Raw genomic sequence first — 19,555 nt, 5'->3', positions numbered from 1 at the left:
CCTTACGGGTTGTTTGAAGTGGGGGCTTCTTGGGTAATCGCCACTTTTGGTAGCTGACGAATTTGACCAAGCTAACCCTCTTGTTCCAAGAGTTTATATTTGCATTAGGCAGTTGCTAATAAGCGTATGCCTTCTTTTTTGATATTTAGCGCCGAATTGTAATCTCTATCAAGATTTAGCCCACAATCGCACTGATAGGTACGTTCCGATAATCGTATTTCTCTTATCGAACCACAACTCGAACAAGTTTTAGTAGATGGGAACCATTTATCTATTTTGACAAGTTGTTTCCCTTGTTCTTTTAGCTTGTAGTGTAAGAAAGAAGTGAACATTCCCCAACCGTTATCAGCGACACTTTTCCCGAATTTTAGAGCTTGTGACATCCCTTTCATATCCAAGTCCTCGATAATAACCGCATCATAAGATGTAACTAATGCTTTCGATTGATGATGTAAGTAGTTTTTTCGTTGATTGGCGACTTTTTCTTGGATTTTAGCCACTCGAATACGTTGTTTGTTCCAATTTGAGGACCCCTTCTTTTTGCGAGAAAGTTTACGTTGTTCAATTGCTAATTTATCAATCATTTGTCGATAGAAACGTGGGTAATTGGCTTTCTTACCTGTTTCACTATCAACAAATAACCCATTCATCGCAAAATCTAAACCTACAACATTTTCAATGTCCTTACTCTTAATCTCTTTTTCGTACTCTGTGAGAATGGAAATATAGTATTTTCCTGATGAAGTCATAGAAACTGTACAAGATTTGATTGTATGGTCAGAAGGAATGTTTCGATGTTGTTTGATTTTCACCATTTTTAGTTTCGGTAATTTGATATGACCATCCAACAACTGAATATTCCCATTTACGACATTCGTTGTGTAGCTTTGGTTATGTCGCTTACTTTTGAAATTTGGAAACTTTGCATTACCTTTGAAGAATGCTTTATATGCCTTATTCAAGTTTAGTTGTGCATTTGCTAGGGCTAATGAGTCTACTTCTTTTAACCATGCAAACTCCTTTTTATATTTAGCAGGAGTGGGATGCTTCACCTTTTTCAATGCTTCTTTATCATCTTTCAGGTTTTCGTACGTTTCTTTTCGTTCTGCTAACATTTTATTGTAGACAAAACGAACGCAACCAAAAGTTTTGCGTATCATCAAAGCCTGTTCATCTGTTGGATACAGTCGAAACTTATAAGCCTTGTTTTGTTTAGCCATATCAAATCACCTCACTTCATTCCTTGATTTTCAATATATTTTTTCACCACTTCAATAGGCGAACCACCAGTAGTCAATAAACAAAAGCTTCTTGACCAAAACATTTCTTTCCACAACTTTTTACGAACATGAGGAAAATCCTTCTTGATGAGTCTTGAACTTGCACTTTTGTAGGCGTTGATAAATTTGGACAATTCACTATTAGGTTGTGCTTTGAAAAGAATATGTACATGGTCAATATCATGGTTCCACTCGACTAATGTAATATTGTATTTCTCACTCAACGACACGAATTTATCTCTTGCATAGTTTGAAATAGTATCATCAATGACCTTTCTTCGATATTTCACAACTAATACAAGGTGATAATACATCAAGAATACTGAATGGTTATTACTATCTAACTTCATTGTTATATCAATCCTTATTCTTTATAAGACTGATTATAACATAACGAGAAAAAAGACAAAAGAAAAAAGCCTTTGGGCTAAAGCCCAACCGAAATTCATCTCCCCCTTACCGTTGGGCTACGCCCTTCACACGCTTGAAGAGGGAGACTTCGACGTTAAAACCGTTCAAGTCGCACAATCGTCTTTCCTCATTCTACACCCTTATATCAGTTAAAGATAACATCGAATAACGGTGTTCAACATAAAAACCACATTATTCGATAGTATTCCCTTTTAAATTGTTAATTTTTCACTAAAAAAATTGATATATTTTTTACAAAGAGTTAATATTAATCATATAGAGATAGATAGATATACATTTTTTTTCATACTATAGGAGGAGTTATGGGTAGGAAACCATTTATTTATTTGGTTGAGGATGAGCCAGCTCATGCTATGTTACTAACCTATCATATTGAAAAACTAGGGTATGAGGTTATTCATTTTGAAAATAGTGTAGATTTTCTCGATGCATTGCCAGCAGACCTTGAGTTCTTGATTGTTAGCGACCAATTAGCGGATATGGCAGCTACAAAACTCTGTCAAATCGTCCGTGACAAACTCAATAAACCCATTCGCATGATTATTACAAGTACTGGAGTAACTAATCAACCTTGTGAATGCAGTTCCTTTGCTTCTTTTTTACAAAAGCCATTTTCAATTACAGACTTAAAAGAAAAACTAAATTATACATTTCAACACCACTCTCTTACATAATAACTATGTTCATGAGACTAAATATAGTTAGCAGACGAATAAACTTCGTCTGCTTTTATTTTGGCTAGTATTTATTCGTTTTCGTAAATTTTAACGCTTCCTAGAAAGAAGCCTTCCTCTTCAAGCGATAGCTAAGTGGTGAGTAGTACACTGGCACTTCTACCTAAGGAATAAAAACTTCTTTTATATTACGATCAACTGCTTTCTTATGAAAATATGCTTCTAGGAGCATTTTTTCAGAAACACAGTGCCGTCGGTCAATCGTAATCGTATGGTGACACCCTCTACGAAATTGTTCTAACACTTGGCGAATCTTCATATGTTGATGAACTGCAATCGAGTGACGCTTTAAAGGACGATCTTCAACATATAAACGGTCTAATAAAAAGCGGATAAATACATAATGGCGTTGTTTCCATTCTAAGTAATTAGAAACACATAAAAATAATAGCACAACCCAGAGATTGAGATGGAATGGAAACAACTGGTAGCTTATGATCCCAATTAGCAAAATCCCAATAATAGAAAATAATAATGTTAGCTTTTGTCCTTGCTTATATGGAAGCCTGTACGTACAAGCTAAATGCATAATTCTTCCACCGTCTAACGGCCAGATCGGTAATAAATTAAACCCGAGTATCATTACATTATGCCAAACAAACAGTTGGTGATCTGCTGTTGACCAGATAGGGGTTTGCACCAAAAGAAAAGAAGCTCCTATCATCCAAAGGTGCTGTGCAGGGCCCGAAACGATAACGATGAACTCCTCACGAAACGGTCGATTCGAGCTCTCATTCATTTCTGCCACTCCTCCGAATGGAAGCAACTCCACTTTAGCAATCCTCCATTTAAACCATCTCGCAGCCAACACATGCCCCATTTCATGTATAAAAACGATCGTAAAAACCATGATGACTTCTCGAAAATAGCCTGTTAAAATACCGATACCGAGTACAAACCAAAATAGAGGATTTATTTTTATTTTTGAAAGAAGCGCATTATTCAAAGCTTATCACATCGTTCGGATCAATATAGTCTTCGCCTTCTTTAATTGATAAGTAATAAATACCTTTGTTTTCTTCACCACTAGAAACTTTTCCTACTGGTTTACCTGCTTCGATATGATCATATAATTTTACCTCGACCGTTTCTAGCATCCCGTACCATGATTGTCCACCATCATAATGCTGAATAGCAACCGTACGTCCTAACCTCTCCTCTTCGCCTACGAAAATGACAAGCCCAGATTTCACAGCCTCGACGTTTGCATCTTTCGCTGTTTCTACTAAAATTCCAGTTCCATTTTGTTCAAAGTTCTCACGGATTTGTCCCGTTGCTGGGACCGCGTAGGCTACTGGTGGGGCTTCATCGGTATCTTCAAGTGCCACATCCATCGACATTGGCAAAAGTGCTAACGGACGACCAAATTGATTTTCGTACCAATTTGAAATTGCCGCAAATTGAAACTCTTGCTCATAGGATTGTTTTACGACTTGCCTCGCACTTTCAAGTTGTGGCATACCACTATTAAACATAATAGCGATCATCAAAAATAGAGCGACTGCGATGAGTGAGCGCATTAAAAACCAATCTTTTTGTTTCCACCTATCTTGAGACACTTCTTTCTTTTCTTGAAAAACATAAAAATCTGGATCGTCTCTCGATTCGTCATGACGATCGTAGAAAAGGGGCGCTGAACGTTCTCGTTCTTTGCGTGCCCCTTTTCCTTGAACTTCTCGTCGTCTCGATTCTATTTGTTTTTTGATCTTATCAATTCGCTTAGACATCGCATACCCCATCCTTTTCCCCACAAATTCTTCTAGTCTCGTCCCACTTTTTTACTCTATCTTATGACTTGTCCGCTGCTTATATGACTCAAATCATTTAAGAATGGAGAGAAATCTACCTAGAAAAATAAAAAGACACACAAACTGTGTGCCGTAAAATGAATATTCGTTTTTTAGCTAATATTTGACTCTTGTAAACTAGAAAACTCCTCAATACTTTCTTCACCAAACCAAGCCAGTTGCTCTCTTAGTTTCACAACTTCTCCTACGACAATAATAGCTGGAGATTGAATCTTAGCTTCGGCCGCCTTTTCAACGATTGTCGATAGGTCACCTACCACCGTGCGCTGGTGAATGGTTGTTCCATGTTGAACTAATGCCACTGGCGTACTCGACGTGCGACCATATTGCATTAACTTTTCACAAATCATTGCTAAGTTGGACAATCCCATATAAAAAACGAGCGTATCACCACCAGGCGCAAGTTGTTCCCAATTAATACTTAGGCTCTTTTTATCTGTACGTTTATGACCTGTAATAAATGTAACTGAAGAGCTATAATCTCGATGGGTAACTGGGATACCCGCATACATCGGTGCAGAAATGCCTGATGTAATTCCTGGGATGAACTCAAATTCAATATGATGTTCAGCGCAAAACTCTGCTTCCTCACCACCTCGACCAAACATGCAAGGATCCCCTCCCTTAAGGCGAACCACTCGTTTTCCTCTTTTTGCTTGATATACTAAGATCTCATTAATATGGTGCTGGGGGATCGTATGTTGGTTGGGCATTTTCCCACAATATATCAATTCTACTTTTTGCTCTGCATATTTAATCAACTCGGAATTTACTAAACGATCATAAACAATAACATCTGCCTTTTGAATGGCTTCTAACCCTTTAATTGTAAGGAGCTTTGGATCACCAGGTCCTGCTCCGACAAGGAACACCTTCCCTTTTGTTTTCATCTCCTTTGCCCCCTCTTTATCTTTTAAATGACGACCGATTGTTTTTCAACCTTTTCTTTACTTAGCTGAATAGGACTAATATTGACGGCACTCATTTTAAATTCTGGCATTCGGCAAACAGGATCTAACGCTGGATTTGTCACACGGTTGATACATTGTGTGTCTCCCCAATGAAATGGGGCAAATAGCGTATCTTTACGTATCCTGTTTGTCACTTTGCTTTTTACAATCACTGAACCTCGTTTCGACTCAATGCGTACCATAACATCATCTTCTATGTTATATTGTTCAGCTGTTTCAGGATGAATTTCTACATACGGTTCTTTAGACCTCTCGACTAATTCTTGGCTTCTTCGCGTTTGAACACCTGTTAAATAGTGTTCCATTAATCGCCCCGTCGTTAAGACAAGTGGAAATTTCTTCGAGGCCTTCTCACTTCGTATTAGATCGTTGCTTAGGTTAAACGAAGCAAAACCATCTTTAGTATGAAAGTTTTTTTCAAATAATTGGAGTGTACCAGGGTGATCTTCCTCTGGACACGGCCAAAAGACACCCCCATCCTTAACTCGTTCATACGTTATTCCATAGTAATCAGCGGTTCCACCTTTACTTGCTTTTCGCAATTCAGTAAAAATGTCTTCTGCATTTTCGTATGAAAAGTATTCTTCTTTCCCAAGAGCCTTCCCAATTTCACAAAGAATTTCCCAATCGTGTTTAACTTCCTTCGGTGCTTTTCGCTCCGCATGCCGGAAGACGACTCGACCTTCTAGGTTTGTCATCGTACCTTCATCTTCTAAATAAGATGTAGTGGGTAAAATTAAGTCTGCCATTCGAGCCGTTTCTGAAACAAACATATCCACAACGACTAAAAAATCTAGCTTTTCCAATGCTTTTTCAACAAAAATAGCATTCGGACTTGAAACAACTGGATTTGAGCCCATCAAAAACAATGCTTTAATCTCTTCTTGATCAATCTTCTCTATTAACTCGTAAGCCGAGACTCCTTTTCGCGGAAGTTCAGCTTCTTCTATACCCCATACATCAGCAATATATTTACGATCTGCTTCAATTTCAATCGAGCGATAACCTGGCAATTGATCCGCTTTCTGACCATGTTCTCTACCACCTTGCCCGTTTCCTTGACCCGTGATCGCTCCGTAACCACATGCGTGCTTGCCGATCTTTCCTGTCGCTAGGACGAGATTTAAAAAATGACGAACTGTCTGATAGCCATTGGCATGTTGCTCTACACCCCTAGCCGTAAAGACCATCCCTGTTTCAGCTTTCCCATAAATACGAGCGGCTTCAAGTATCTCTGACTTTGGAATATCACATTGTTTTGCAATCTCGGATAGCGAAAGTCCATTTAACTCGTCAATGACTTGGTCAAAACCTTTTGTTCGCTCACTAATAAATGTTTCATCACAATAATTTTCGTCAACGAGTACTTTCAGTAAGCCTACCGCTAAATTGGCATCCGTCCCTGGTTTCACTTTAATGTGCAAATCCGCAAATTTCGTCGTTGCAGTTTCACGAGGGTCAATTGCAATTATAAAAGCTCCATTCTTTTTGGCTTTACGGAAATACGGCATGATCGTTGGCTGACACTCTGCAATGTTCGTTCCCGCTAAAATAATACATTTAGCATCAGCAATTTCGGTTAACTGCATTGTCATGCCACGATCGATACCGAAAGTAGCATTGGCTGCAGACGCTGCTGCACTCATACAGAAGCGTCCATTGTAATCAATATATTTCGTTTGCAAACCGACTCTAGCAAATTTGCCTAGTAAATAAGCTTCTTCATTCGTTAACGAACCACCACCGTATACCCCGATTGAATCTTTTCCATATTCACTTTGCATTTGCGAAAATTGTTCCGCGATCATTTCAATGGCTAATTCCCATGAAATTCGAACCCATTCTCCATCGATTTTAAAAAGAGGGTATTTTACTCGCTCGCTATTAATCGCATGTTGATGGGCTTGAAGACCTTTTATACACAGTCGCCCTTCTGAAGTTGGATCTTGTTTATTCGGCTTTACTTTAAATCGTTTACGTTTAATGATGTGCTCTTCAATGAGTTCCATCGAACATTGCATACTACAGTAGGGGCAGCGCCCTTTCATAAGTTGTTCAGAGCTTTGCTTTAGTTGCTTTTCACGAAAATACTGAATTAAATCACTCATTCACTTTACACCCTCTTGGTCCCCTTATAAGGGTTGTTCAAACTACTACTAATCGGTAAATTTTCTAGTCAACTAGTAGAAACACTGCGTCTCCATCAATTACCGTTTCAAACGTCTTCACACAACCAATATCTGGTTTTTGAACTAACCCATCATCTAAACAAACTTTCCAATCATGCAACGGACAGAAAACATGTTCACCCGCTACAATCCCTTGAGAGAGAGGCCCGTTTTTATGCGGGCACTTATTTTCAACAGCACGTACTTTTCCACTAGCTAAGCGAAAAACAGCAATACTCTGGTCTCCAACGATCACTTCTTTACCTACTTTATCTGGAAGATCAGTTAATTTTCCAATCATCACTTTATTCCCTGCTTCTATCTTACTCATCAACAGTTCCCCCTTTTATTGAATGATTTCAACGTGTTTATTTTTAAATAACTCATTTTGAAGTTCATCACTTTCATAAATTTCACTCCAAGGATCCTTCACTGTAGATAAAACAACATCCATTCTAGCGCTTAGTTCTTTACGGTTTTGTTCATTGGAAATAATATGGTCTATAACATAATCTAGGCCAACTCTTTCAATCCAGTGAGATGTTCTCTCTAAGTAACGAGCCGTTTCTCTGTAAAGTTGTAAATAAGCCGCTGTTATTACAAGCACTTCCTCACTTGTTTTTACTTTACATAGAAGATCGCCTTTTCGCAGTTCGGTGCCGCCATTTCCTCCGACGTAAATTTCCCATGCGCCTTCGACACCGACTATACCAACGTCTTTGATTCCAGATTCCGCACAGTTTCTTGGACAAGCGGACACAGCCATCTTAACTTTATGTGGTGTATTCAACCCTTCGAATTTTTTCTCTAGTGCAATCCCCATCCCAATCGAATCTTGGGTACCAAAGCGACAGAAACTTTCACCGACACATGTTTTCACCGTTCTTAGCGTTTTACCATATGCATGCCCTGATGGCATTCCTATTTCTTTCCACACATTCGGTAAATCTTCTTTTTTAATTCCGAGCAAGTCAATCCGTTGACCTCCTGTTAATTTAACGAGAGGAACATTATATTTTTCAGCGACTTCCGCAATTCGCTTTAATTCCTTAGGATTTGTTACGCCACCGTACATTCTTGGAACAACGGAGTATGTCCCGTCTTTTTGAATATTGGCATGCATTCTTTCATTTACAAATCGAGATTCTTTTTCATCTTCATAGTTTTTCGGATGAACCATTCCTAAATAGTAGTTAATCGCTGGGCGACACTTAGAACAACCGCCTTCATTTTTCCATCCGAGGACATTCATGACTTCTTTTGTATGTGTTAAACCTTTTTCACGTATTTCAGCTACAACTTGTTCATGACTTAAATCAGTACATCCGCAAACCGCTTCTGATTTTGCTGCGGCGTCAAATTCATCGCCTAGCGTATCCGCCAGTAGCTCAGAAATCATTGGCTTACACGTTCCACACGAACGTCCTGCACTTGTACAGCCACTAACTTCTTCAACTGAACAAAGACTTTGCTCACGTATCGCTGAAACGATCGCCCCTTTGGATACACCATTACATCCACATACATGATCACCATCGGCTAGTGCTGCTGTTAAACTCTCAGACTCCCCACCACTACTACTTTGCAATATATTAATCGGAGCCATACCTGAAACGTCAGCGCCCTCATTAATCATACTGAGTAGCTTCGTACCTTCCTTCGTATCACCGAATAACACAGCGCCGACCACTTTCTCATTACGGATCATTACTTTTTTATAAATACCTTCAAACTCATCATAAACTCGAACACTCCTTGTTGAGCCATCGTCCATGAATTCGCCAGCTGAAAATACGTTAACTCCAGACACCTTTAATTTCGTTGAAAGGACCGAACCTTGATATCCTTCGCCAGCATCCTGACCGACAATATGTTTTGCCAACACTTTGCCTTGCTCATACAGCGGGGCAACGAGTCCGTAAACGACTTCCCGATGCTCAGCACATTCTCCAACCGCATACACATTTGACACATTTGTCTGCATATAGTTGTTAACAACGACACCTCGATTCACTTCAATTCCACTTTCATTCGCCAATGTCGTATTAGGACGGATACCTACAGCCATGACGACGAGGTCTGCCTTTGTTTCGCTCCCATCTTTAAAAACCACTTTTTCTACACGGTCTGTTCCAACAATCTTATCTGTCAACTGTGGCATAAGGAAGTTCATGCCTTGCTTTTCTAGTTCAATACGAAGTAACTTGGCAGCATCTTGGTCAAGTTGTCTTTCCATTAAATAGTCTTGTAAATGAACAACATCTACTTCCATTCCTAAATTTAATAGACCACGTGCCGCTTCTAGACCAAGCAATCCCCCACCAATAACAACAGCTTTTTTATAGTTTTTCGATGCATCGATCATCGTCTCACAATCCTTAATATCTCGAAACGCGATAACACCCTCTAACTCAGCACCTGGTATAGGGAGAATAAACGGGTTCGATCCCGTCGCCATAATAACGTGATCATAGCTCATTTCTCTTCCATTATCGGTATAAAGAATTTTTCGCTCTGTATCTAGCTTTGTCACAGTTTCGTTCGTAAAAAGCTCGATATTATTCTCTTCATACCATTCTAAACTGTTGATTTCGATATCTTTTATCGTTGTATCTCCAGCTAATACAGCGGAAAGCATAATGCGGTTATAGTTAACATGTGGCTCACTACCAAAGATCTTAATATCAAATGCCTCTTGACCATTCAACTTTAAAATTTCCTCAATACTACGAACACCTGCCATACCATTTCCAATTAGTACAAGTTTTTTCTTCTCCAACGTAACCCCTCCTGAAATCCATTTGATTTATTTTCTAAGAAACTATTTTTATTGAGCTTTCTTCGTTAATACCTGTTCTTCCACTTCATCCTCTTCCATATCGACTGATGAGAGATGATATTCCTCACCAAACGAATTTTCAGGCTCTTCTAATAGAAAGAAGCAAGCTAAAAAGCTAAGAAATGCACCTATTGCCAAAATGAAAAAGAATTGTTGTGGTGTGACGAGTGTATATAAAGTTAAATAAATCGTTGATCCTACACTACCGTAAGCACCTGTCATCCCAGCGACTTGCCCTGTGATCCGTTTTTTTATCATCGGAATAACTGCAAATGTTGCGCCTTCAGCACCCTGTATGAATATGGACGTTAATATTATAACTGCAACAGCAGCAATAAGTGGCCAAGATGAGTCTATAAAGCCCATTGCTACTAGGCCTATAGTGATTCCAATCATATAGACAAGCATCACTTTCCTTCGGCTGCCCATGCGGTCTGAAAGCATACCACCAAGTGGTCGTGCGACTAAGTTAATAAAAGCGAACGATGCCGCAATTAAACCTGCTGATGTTGCACTTAGTGAAAACGTCAGTTGAAAAAACATTGGGAGCATTGAAACAATCGCTAATTCTGCACCAAAGTTTGCAAAATAGGTACTGTTTAATGCAGCTACATTTTTAAATTTATATTGATCATCTTTTGGCACACCTTTTTTTAAGATAGGAACATTCACTTTCAATATCTTATAAACTTGATAAACAAAAGTAAGTACGATTGCCGTATATAGTGCATACAGCACATTCGTTGAGATAAAGCCCATCCCTTCCAATCTCCAAGAAAGGACGGCTAGAGCTCCACCAAGTGGGACTGTCCAAATAATGAGTTGGACTAGATCGCCCCAACTACTTACTTCCATTGCTCCAGTTCGTTTCGGTTTAACGTATTCTTTTCCTTCTGGTGTATCACGGACATTCAAGTAGTAAATGACACCATACACGAGACAAAAGACTCCTGTTAACGCTACAGCATAACGCCACCCATTATCGCCACCGAACATCGTTAAGGCAACCCAAGGAAGTAACATTGCACCAGCAGCAGAACCAAAATTCCCCCAACCACCGTAGACCCCTTCAGCAAAGCCGACATCTTTTGGCGGATACCACTCTGCTACCATTCGAATACCAATAACAAAGCTTGCACCAATACTACTTAGTAATAACCTCGAAATCATCATTTGTGACCAGCTATCTCCGAAAGCAAACACAAACGTTGGTATTGACATTAGAATTAATAAACTTGAATAGACAAGTCTCGGACCAAATCGGTCTAACAACATCCCGATAACAATTCGAGCTGGGATCGTTAAGGCAACATTGATAATGGCTAATGCTGCAATATGTTCACTCGTCAACCAGTCTGAGCTCTCAAGCATCGTCGTCGCTAGTGGTGCCATATTGAACCAGGTGAAAAAAGATACAAAAAAGGCAAACCAGGTAAAGTGTAAAATTTTCGTCCTCTCGTCCTTAAAGGTAAAAAGATCAGAAACTTTCAACTCGTATTCCCCCTAAACATTCTTTTTTTACTCTTACGAATGGTTGTAAGGTTACCTAATTCCCCTTATTCAAATATGGATACAAGGAATTATAGTAACAGTAAGACGACCACTTGGTCCTTTTCTTGTTTGACTAATACTGGGTGAACATCCGTAAGAAGTTTCTGACTATTTGAATTACTGTCATTTTGCCATAAAAGATGACGACTGTGTTCTCAATTGAAAGAAGATCTGACAAGGTTTTACCCTATCCATACAATGAAAACAGTATTTTGTAAGTGAAATTACTTAGCAAAATAGCTATAAAATAAGGAACTTAGCCTTTTTCGAAGGTTGTTAGTTTTTTACTCATAAAATGAGTCTTCATTGATTATTTTGTTAAAAGTTTACAAATAACATGATAATAACTACCATCAGTTGTTATTTATCATTTACCTTTACTATCCTTATTCTCCTACTTGCCTTGAGTGGCGGAGTCTTAGCGCCAGTAAAACGGATAAAAAAAGAAGCGTAATGGAAAAGTCCACTACACTTCTTAATCACTTTTATATCACCCTAAAATTGGTCTACAAACGAGTTATTATATTCGCTAGTTTTTACCGAATTCCAAAGAATTTTTTCATTTTGTTAAATACACCTTTTTCCTCTCCTAATGCCATTAGAGGGACTGTTTCACCTAAAATACGTCTTGCGATATTCCGGTAAGCAATCGATGCTTTGCTTCCAGGATGAAGAGCGACAGGCTCTCCCTTATTAGAATGTTTAATAACATTTTCATCATCAACGACAATTCCTAGTAATTCAATAGCTAAAATACTAACAATCTCGTCAACATCTAGCATTTCTCCACTTTTCATCATATGATTTCGAATACGATTCACGATGAGCAATGGTGGTTCCACATTCTCTTTTTCTAGTAGACCAATAATTCGGTCTGCATCACGAACGGCTGACAACTCAGGAGTTGTCACGACAATCGCTTTATCTGCTCCAGCAACGGCATTCTTAAATCCTTGTTCGATACCTGCAGGGCAATCGATTAAAACGTAATCATAATCTCGTTTTAACTCTTCAACGATTATTTTCATTTGATCTGGATTAATTGACGATTTATCCTTTGTTTGTGCAGCTGGCAATAAATATAAACATTCAAAGCGCTTGTCTTTAATCAGGGCTTGCTGTAAGCGACAACGCTCTTCTGCAACATCGACAAGATCATAAATGATTCGGTTTTCAAGCCCCATAACAACATCAAGGTTACGAAGGCCGATATCTGTATCGATTAAGCACACTCTTTTACCTGAAAGGGCTAGGGCTGTTCCGATGTTAGCGGAAGTTGTCGTTTTCCCGACGCCCCCTTTTCCAGAAGTAATTACGATAGCCTCTCCCACACATATTTCCCCTTTCTTCCTCTATGTCAAATTCCAATACGGTTTATCCGTTTACGAAAACACTTTTTCTGGTGATCGATTTAAGCTTGGACGTAGCCAAGGCAATTGTTGAATACGTTCTAAGACAATCGCACCGTCTTTCGTATTTATGTAGGCACATTCCATTTGTCGGTCCACTTGTTCATTTCGATTTGGCTCTTGACGTAAGTGCTCATTAATTTTCAACTGAGAAGGTGCCATAACTGCGGCTGCGATCACCGCCGTTTCATCTCCTTCGCTCCCAGCTTGCGCCATTCCACGCAAAGCTCCCATGACAAAAATATTACCTGTCGCAATGACCGTTCCACCTGGATTTACGTCGCCAATCAGTAATAAATCGCCATTGACTTTAAAGACTTGTCCTGAACGTACAATTTTTGAAACCATGACCATTTGCTTTTCTTCTGCAATTCTTTCAGCTTCTTCTTTGGTAATGACATTGGTTTCAAGTTTATCAATAACTAAATTTTTTTCATGACAAACAAGTTGACGAAGTGTGTTTTCTTGGTCTTCTGTTAAATAACGATTTCCAGTAACTACATGAACTTTGACTGCTGGACCATCTGATTTTTCATAATGCTTCGATGATAATTTTTCTTTTAGTTCTTCCATCACATTTTCAAAACAACAATTATCATCCAATAAAAATGTTAATCCGTCTTTCGTTCCTTTTATTGTAACGTGGTGTTTCTTTTGTACCATTTATATTTCACCTCAAAATAGGTTAAATCCATTTACACCATTACTGTTAATTCTACAAAAAGACTAAAATCTCCTCTTTTTCTATAGAGAAAATTGCAATGACTAGTGCTTTTGAATTTCTTCCATTCGTTTTAAATAAAGAAGATACTTTCGTAAAGGATACAATAAGATCAGTGAAAAAAGAAAGTTCATACCTAAAGTTGATAATAAACGTTGTCGTAAAAATTCATCATGCATCATTCCAGTTATATTCAACATCCAATTAATCCCATAAGTGAAATACTCAACGATTAGCACGGCCGCTAAGGTGAGAATGACGACAAGAGAATAGCTTCTTCTAACATAAGGGTGTGATAACGACAACAAATAGCCAATCAACCCAAGACAAAACATATAGACACCTAACAATTCTGTATAAACAACATCATACAGAATTCCAAAAATTAATCCGTAAATAATTGCATGAGTCCGACCTAAGAAAATACCGATAATCACAATTGCAACGACGACAAACCTAGGAATATACAGTATACCACTGCCATATTGCTCTGGGGCAAATACTTGAAATAGAGACCCTTCGACGACAAAAAAGAACAGCATGATTAAAGGAAGAAGAATACGATTCACGATCCGTCCTCCTCCATAAGTTCTGGCTGTAAGCTCGTACTCGTACGTTCAATAACAAGGACATAATCCAATCCATAAAAATTAGCCGCAGGCTGAATGTAAGCATTTTTTGTCAAACCGTATTCATCAGGTACAATCTCCACAATTTCACCGATGATCAAGCCACGCGGATATACACCACCTAGTCCTGATGTCGTTACCGTTTGTTCCACTTCAATATCCGCATCAATATCCATTTTCTTCAACATAAGTAATCCCGACTCTTGATCGAACCCTTCAATAAATCCATATACAGGATCGTCTGCTTGTACCATCGCAGATACTCGATTTGTTCGATCATTATCCGTTAAGAGCTGTACTTTGGATGAAAATTGACCGACTTGATGGACTTTACCGATTAAACCACCAGATGTAATAACTGCCATATTTCGCTCGATCCCGTGTTCTGAGCCACGATTAATTCCAATATACTCACTCCAGCGATCAGGATTACGATGAATGACAGTTGCTGTACGCATTTGGTAATCACTTAGTGTTTCTTCAATTTCAAGGGTTGCTTTTAACGTATCATTTTCTACTTTCAACATATTTCGCTCAACAGAAACTTGAGCATATTCTTCTAATCTTGCTTTTAATACTTGATTTTCTGCATAGATTCCTTGTAGTTCACTCAGATTCTCAAAGAAACCCGCTGCAAAATGAGCGGGTTTGGAAACGAGGGTTTGAACCCATCCAACAGTGTCCTTCATAAATTGCTCTGGCCAAGTTAGTCGGTCACGGTCACTCATGGAATATCCAATTAACGCAACAAGTATAATAATGCTCACCATTAAGACAATGAGCCGTTTATTTGAAAAAAATGTCATTGTCTACACCTACTTACAATTACGATTTGCGACCCGAACGAACTGTGATACCTGCCCTCGAGCGGAATAAATGAAGATTTTCTAATGCACGACCCGTACCGAGTGCCACACAATCGAGCGGATCTTCAGCAACAATAACTGGCATATTTGTTTCATCACTAAGGACACGATCTAAATTACGAAGCAACGCGCCTCCACCAGTTAACACAATTCCTCGATCCATAATGTCAGCTGCTAATTCAGGTGGTGATTTTTCTAATGTGTTTTTCACTGCATCGACAATCGAATCAACCGTATCTTTTAAGGCATCAGAAATCTCTGCACCAGTGACTGTTACCGTCTTCGGTAAACCTGTCACAAGATCACGTCCACGAATGTCCATATCTTCAACGCCTTCTGGAGAACCTGCCGAACCGATTTCTAACTTAAGAGCCTCAGCTGTGCGTTCACCGATCATCAAATTATATGTCTTTTTAATGTATTGAATAATGGAATCATCCATTTCATCCCCAGCGACACGGATCGACTGACTTGTAACGATCCCACCTAGTGAAATGATCGCCACTTCAGTCGTACCGCCACCGATATCGACAACCATACTTCCCGTTGGCTCCCAGACAGGTAAATCTGCACCGATCGCTGCAGCAAAAGGCTCTTCAATCGTATACGCTTCGCGAGCGCCTGCTTGTTTTGTCGCATCTTCGACAGCTCTTTTTTCGACAGCCGTAATACCAGAAGGCACACAAACCATTACATTCGGTTTTCTTGTGAAAATTGAACGTTGTCGAAGCGCTTGTCGTATGAAATGTTTTAACATTGTTGCAGTTGTGTCGAAATCAGCAATAACGCCGTCCTTCATTGGACGAATGGCAACGATATTCCCTGGAGTACGTCCGATCATATTTTTTGCATCGTTCCCGACCGCTTCTATCGATCCTGTATCTGTTCGCAAGGCAACTACTGATGGTTCACGAACAATAACGCCCTTACCCTTCACATATACAAGAGTATTGGCAGTACCTAAATCAATCCCTAAATCTTTTGAAAAGCCACCAAACATCTATGTATCTCCCTTCATGAAACCCAAAACTCATAAAGTATATTATACTGAATATCAAGGCAAAAGAATAGTCTCAAAGTACCTATACGATAATTTTACACGTTTATTTTTCTTATGATGTTGTGGATTTCTTAAAATTTCATGTCAAATATCCTTTCTCCTTTAAACTGATATACGTTCGATCACCAATGATGACATGGTCCAACAGCTCAATTCCAAGAATTCTTCCGCATTCCGTTAACCGTTTCGTCACTTCTATATCTTCCCTACTCGGAGTTGGGTCTCCAGAAGGATGATTATGCAGACAAATGAATGAAGCTGCGGAGCGCCGCAACGCTTCCTTGAAAACCTCACGTGGATGAACAATCGAAGCGTTTAAGCTGCCGATAAAAATCGTTTCACGATGAAGGACGTGATTTTTCGTATTTAAATAAAGACATACGAAATGCTCTTGCGTTAGAGACCGCATGTCTTCCATTACGTATCGAGACACATCTTCAGGTGATCGTATGACGTATCGTTCATCAAATTTTAAGCTACTAATTCTCCTACCCAACTCAAGTACTGCACAAACTTCTACTGCTTTTGCTTCACCGATCCCTTTGATTTCTTGTAGTTCTTCGACAGTCGCATCTTTTAACAACATTAACCCATCAAACTTTTGTAACACTCGCTGAGCTAATTGTAATACCGATTCTTCTTTTGAACCTGTTCGTAAAATAATCGCAAGCAGTTCTTGGTTCGATAAAAACTTGGCCCCTTCTGCGAGAAGTCTTTCGCGAGGGCGCTCATGAAACGGTACATCACGAATCAATAAGGACTGCTTGGTCAAAGTAATATCCTCACTTTCCTAGCGTTTGCCAATATTCTTCATTTCATCCTATCGAAAAGGGATTTTTATACTAAAAATTGGGGGTGATTCCAAAGTGGATCAACTCTCGTACAGTCAAAGCCAGTGGTAAACCAACAACGGAAAAATAGTCACCTGAGATTTCTTTGACTAACGTTGCACCAAAGCCTTGAATTCCATAAGCTCCAGCCTTATCAAAAGGTTCATTTGTATCAAGGTAACGTTCAATCTCCTTATTCGACAATTCCCAAAATTGCACGTAAGTTTCAACAAAAAAAGTACGTTGTTGTTCCTGACTTAAAATCGATACTCCAGTAAGAACAGAATGCTTCTTTCCAGACAAACTCAAAAGCATCTCTCTTGCATGGTTACGGTCATTGGGCTTCCCGAGCACTTGACCATCTAATACGACGATCGTATCTGCGCCTAATACGACTGCATTTTGGTTCATAGCAAAAACAGCTTCTGCCTTTTGATAAGCTAACGACTGAACTAATTCTTTTGAAGATAAATTGGAATTGATCGTTTCATCAACATCACTGGTTTGTACGGTAAATGAAATTTGCGCTTGTTCTAGTAACTCTTTTCTGCGAGGTGAACCTGAGGCTAATACGAATGGTTTCATGAAGGGCACATCCTTTACAATAATCTATGATTAAGCTCAAAAAAGACCTTTCTGAACTTACAATTCATATGTTTATTGTACAAGGATTAGTTAAATGATAACAAATGATACTTATTAAATGAAAGATAGCAGAGTAAATCTTTACATTAACTTAATAATTTCTCTGATTTGTGATGCCCAACAGCTTTCCAATATATTAATGCAAGTGCTCATAAATATTCGTGAATTTATTGTCTTCTATAATAATTAACCCTATAAAGAAATTCGGACTTACCTCAGAACAAAAAAACTCACCTTACGAAGATGAGTCTTAACTAATTCTAATTTATTATTTTAATACGTGTATCAACGCTTCATATGATAATAGCGCTTCTAACAAATGTTGTTGGATACCCCACAGCTTGATTTCTTGTTGTTCCCCTTTATATCCTTCTAATTCGGCGGCAGCTCCTGACATACTCGTGATGAATTGTTGAGCCTGTCCTCTAACTTCTTCTGGTAGTGCCGACAGAACAGTGGCTCCATTATTGTTCCACTCTTGAAATTGATTTAGAAACGTTTCTATATTTCCAATCTCTACACTTTGTCCTGCAAGGCCTGCCACCGAAAAACGCACGAGTTCATTAAACATGTTACCCGCTTGTGTGAAAAACTGTTTTCCCGCTTCACTATCAACCGAAGCAATAGAACCGTTTACTGCAAAAGGTTTCACATACGTATCTTGCCCTTGCGCTTGATACAGTTGACTTAACCGGCCTGCTTCTTCTTTTTGAAGTCCGAGTCCAATGAACATATACATCGGGTCACTGCCTGTTTTTAAGACCGCGGCTTGTCCTCTTGCTTTAATCGCTGAGACAATTTCATTTCCTTTTTCTGATGTTGAAAAAGCTCCGCCTTGAACAATTTCGACCGACAAATCTGGGAGAGTCGCAGCTTGAACAGCCTGTCCAGTCGCTATTGTCTCAACGACTTCATTCGCTGGCGTAAGTGAGGCCGTATTCCCGTCAGCTTCCCCAGTAAAGGCGGTCAACACCATAAATCCAAATCCTACCCCAACGATAATGGCGGATAATCCAGCCACAATGAGTGAAATGGGTAATTGCGCCAATGTACTTTTGAAACGATTTGTTCCTTTTTTCTTTCGGTTTACAGGGGGGAGTTTAGGACTCCAACCTCTATTACCATCATCCCAGAAGGGTTGGCTTCTCTCTTCTTTCGCTTCTTTTAACTTGTTAAAGTCGATAATGTTATTGCTAAACCAACCTTTAGAGCTATCGTTAATACGTGGTTCTTCTTCATCACTCTCGCGAATTTCCTCTAGATTTGGCGGTTCCACTATTTCTCGCTCACTAGGGAATTTCCATGGAGTCGGTTGTATAGGTTGAGACACCTCGCTAAAATCTAGAGGTTGTCTGAATTCACTTTCGCTAAGTTCTTTAAGTACCTTAGGTTCATTTGATTTCTCTATCTCATGAAACGAATGTTCTTTACCGTTCAACTTTACCGAAATTCGTTGCTTACCTTGCTCCACATCACTCGCTCCTCTCCTACTTCTTATTTTCTTATTCCTATTCTATTAATTTGAATTAGTAGATAGAACTAAAAGTAAAAATTTAATAGAGAAAAAGGGTAAGCAGCAGAGTTCCTGCTTAGCCACATAAAATAGCTAGTT

Annotated in this window: 18 protein-coding genes; 1 reads left to right on the top strand and 17 read right to left on the bottom strand. The window is 39.1% G+C overall.

Going from position 1 to position 19,555, the window contains the following annotated elements:
* Positions 1-104 precede the first annotated feature (104 nt).
* Positions 105-1,220, bottom strand: coding sequence for an RNA-guided endonuclease TnpB family protein (locus tag BK574_RS23025; protein WP_078430233.1), 1,116 nt, complete (start codon positions 1,218-1,220; stop codon positions 105-107).
* Positions 1,221-1,231: 11 nt separating this feature from the next.
* Positions 1,232-1,630, bottom strand: a complete 399-nt coding sequence (gene tnpA, locus BK574_RS23020) for an IS200/IS605 family transposase (RefSeq protein ID WP_078428632.1) — start codon at positions 1,628-1,630, stop codon at positions 1,232-1,234.
* Between the two features lie 384 nt (positions 1,631-2,014).
* Between tnpA and BK574_RS23015 the strand changes: the two genes are divergently transcribed.
* Positions 2,015-2,386, top strand: coding sequence for a response regulator (locus BK574_RS23015; RefSeq protein ID WP_078430232.1), 372 nt, complete (start codon positions 2,015-2,017; stop codon positions 2,384-2,386).
* Positions 2,387-2,549: 163 nt separating this feature from the next.
* Here the strand turns inward: BK574_RS23015 and BK574_RS23010 are convergent, their stop codons facing one another.
* The 15 genes from BK574_RS23010 to BK574_RS22940 all read right to left on the bottom strand — a co-directional run bounded on the left by BK574_RS23010 (position 2,550) and on the right by BK574_RS22940 (position 19,414).
* Positions 2,550-3,392 (bottom strand): M50 family metallopeptidase, encoded by an 843-nt coding sequence (locus BK574_RS23010; protein WP_078430231.1) that lies wholly within the window; start codon positions 3,390-3,392, stop codon positions 2,550-2,552.
* On the bottom strand, positions 3,385-4,173 hold the full coding sequence (locus BK574_RS23005) for a peptidoglycan DD-metalloendopeptidase family protein (protein ID WP_078430960.1): 789 nt from the start codon (positions 4,171-4,173) through the stop codon (positions 3,385-3,387). Before BK574_RS23005 ends, BK574_RS23010 begins: the two co-directional genes overlap by 8 nt.
* A 173-nt stretch (positions 4,174-4,346) precedes the next feature.
* Positions 4,347-5,144 (bottom strand): uroporphyrinogen-III C-methyltransferase, encoded by a 798-nt coding sequence (gene cobA, locus BK574_RS23000; protein ID WP_078430230.1) that lies wholly within the window; start codon positions 5,142-5,144, stop codon positions 4,347-4,349.
* A gap of 23 nt (positions 5,145-5,167) precedes the next feature.
* On the bottom strand, positions 5,168-7,333 hold the full coding sequence (nasC, locus tag BK574_RS22995; protein ID WP_078430229.1) for an assimilatory nitrate reductase catalytic subunit NasC: 2,166 nt from the start codon (positions 7,331-7,333) through the stop codon (positions 5,168-5,170).
* Between the two features lie 64 nt (positions 7,334-7,397).
* Complete coding sequence (nirD, locus tag BK574_RS22990; RefSeq protein ID WP_142248020.1) at positions 7,398-7,724, bottom strand: nitrite reductase small subunit NirD; 327 nt, start codon at positions 7,722-7,724, stop codon at positions 7,398-7,400.
* Positions 7,725-7,739: 15 nt separating this feature from the next.
* Entirely contained in the window at positions 7,740-10,172 is a 2,433-nt protein-coding gene (nirB, locus tag BK574_RS22985) for a nitrite reductase large subunit NirB (protein WP_078430227.1), read from the bottom strand.
* A gap of 48 nt (positions 10,173-10,220) precedes the next feature.
* A complete protein-coding gene (locus BK574_RS22980) occupies positions 10,221-11,723 on the bottom strand; it encodes a NarK family nitrate/nitrite MFS transporter (RefSeq protein WP_078430226.1) in 1,503 nt (500 codons plus the stop codon).
* Between the two features lie 596 nt (positions 11,724-12,319).
* Positions 12,320-13,114: a septum site-determining protein MinD gene (minD, locus tag BK574_RS22975; protein ID WP_078430225.1), complete on the bottom strand. Its 795-nt coding sequence runs from the start codon at positions 13,112-13,114 to the stop codon at positions 12,320-12,322.
* Positions 13,115-13,165: 51 nt separating this feature from the next.
* Complete coding sequence (gene minC / locus BK574_RS22970) at positions 13,166-13,855, bottom strand: septum site-determining protein MinC (RefSeq protein WP_078430224.1); 690 nt, start codon at positions 13,853-13,855, stop codon at positions 13,166-13,168.
* Between the two features lie 102 nt (positions 13,856-13,957).
* Positions 13,958-14,482, bottom strand: coding sequence for a rod shape-determining protein MreD (mreD, locus tag BK574_RS22965; protein WP_075385792.1), 525 nt, complete (start codon positions 14,480-14,482; stop codon positions 13,958-13,960).
* The gene (gene mreC / locus BK574_RS22960) at positions 14,479-15,348 is read right to left on the bottom strand and encodes a rod shape-determining protein MreC (protein ID WP_078430223.1); all 870 of its coding nucleotides are present in this window, start codon (positions 15,346-15,348) and stop codon (positions 14,479-14,481) included. The genes mreD and mreC overlap by 4 nt, the downstream gene beginning before the upstream one ends.
* A 19-nt stretch (positions 15,349-15,367) precedes the next feature.
* Positions 15,368-16,408, bottom strand: coding sequence for a rod shape-determining protein (locus BK574_RS22955; RefSeq protein ID WP_078430222.1), 1,041 nt, complete (start codon positions 16,406-16,408; stop codon positions 15,368-15,370).
* A 139-nt stretch (positions 16,409-16,547) separates the two neighbouring features.
* Positions 16,548-17,240 (bottom strand): RadC family protein, encoded by a 693-nt coding sequence (gene radC, locus BK574_RS22950; RefSeq protein ID WP_075385789.1) that lies wholly within the window; start codon positions 17,238-17,240, stop codon positions 16,548-16,550.
* Between the two features lie 70 nt (positions 17,241-17,310).
* The gene (locus BK574_RS22945; RefSeq protein ID WP_078430221.1) at positions 17,311-17,883 is read right to left on the bottom strand and encodes a Maf family protein; all 573 of its coding nucleotides are present in this window, start codon (positions 17,881-17,883) and stop codon (positions 17,311-17,313) included.
* Positions 17,884-18,211: 328 nt separating this feature from the next.
* Positions 18,212-19,414 carry a hypothetical protein gene (locus BK574_RS22940; RefSeq protein ID WP_078430220.1) on the bottom strand — a complete coding sequence of 401 codons (1,203 nt, stop codon included), beginning with the start codon at positions 19,412-19,414 and terminating at the stop codon, positions 18,212-18,214.
* Between the last annotated feature and the right edge of the window lie 141 nt (positions 19,415-19,555).

The sequence above is a fragment of the Alkalihalobacterium alkalinitrilicum genome, assembly GCF_002019605.1.
Classification (GTDB): Bacteria; Bacillota; Bacilli; order Bacillales; family Bacillaceae_F; genus Alkalihalobacterium; species Alkalihalobacterium alkalinitrilicum.
The sequence above is the reverse complement of the archived record's forward strand: the minus strand, read 5'-3'. Positions and strand labels throughout refer to the sequence as shown.

Coding starts and splice junctions, on each gene's coding strand:
- BK574_RS23025 (WP_078430233.1), bottom strand. CDS start 1,220: ATGGCTAAACAAAACAAGGCTTATAAGTTTCGACTGTATCCAACAGAT.
- tnpA (WP_078428632.1), bottom strand. CDS start 1,630: ATGAAGTTAGATAGTAATAACCATTCAGTATTCTTGATGTATTATCAC.
- BK574_RS23015 (WP_078430232.1), top strand. CDS start 2,015: ATGGGTAGGAAACCATTTATTTATTTGGTTGAGGATGAGCCAGCTCAT.
- BK574_RS23005 (WP_078430960.1), bottom strand. CDS start 4,173: ATGTCTAAGCGAATTGATAAGATCAAAAAACAAATAGAATCGAGACGA.
- cobA (WP_078430230.1), bottom strand. CDS start 5,144: ATGAAAACAAAAGGGAAGGTGTTCCTTGTCGGAGCAGGACCTGGTGAT.
- nasC (WP_078430229.1), bottom strand. CDS start 7,333: ATGAGTGATTTAATTCAGTATTTTCGTGAAAAGCAACTAAAGCAAAGC.
- nirD (WP_142248020.1), bottom strand. CDS start 7,724: ATGAGTAAGATAGAAGCAGGGAATAAAGTGATGATTGGAAAATTAACT.
- minC (WP_078430224.1), bottom strand. CDS start 13,855: ATGGTACAAAAGAAACACCACGTTACAATAAAAGGAACGAAAGACGGA.
- mreC (WP_078430223.1), bottom strand. CDS start 15,348: ATGACATTTTTTTCAAATAAACGGCTCATTGTCTTAATGGTGAGCATT.
- BK574_RS22955 (WP_078430222.1), bottom strand. CDS start 16,408: ATGTTTGGTGGCTTTTCAAAAGATTTAGGGATTGATTTAGGTACTGCC.
- BK574_RS22945 (WP_078430221.1), bottom strand. CDS start 17,883: ATGAAACCATTCGTATTAGCCTCAGGTTCACCTCGCAGAAAAGAGTTA.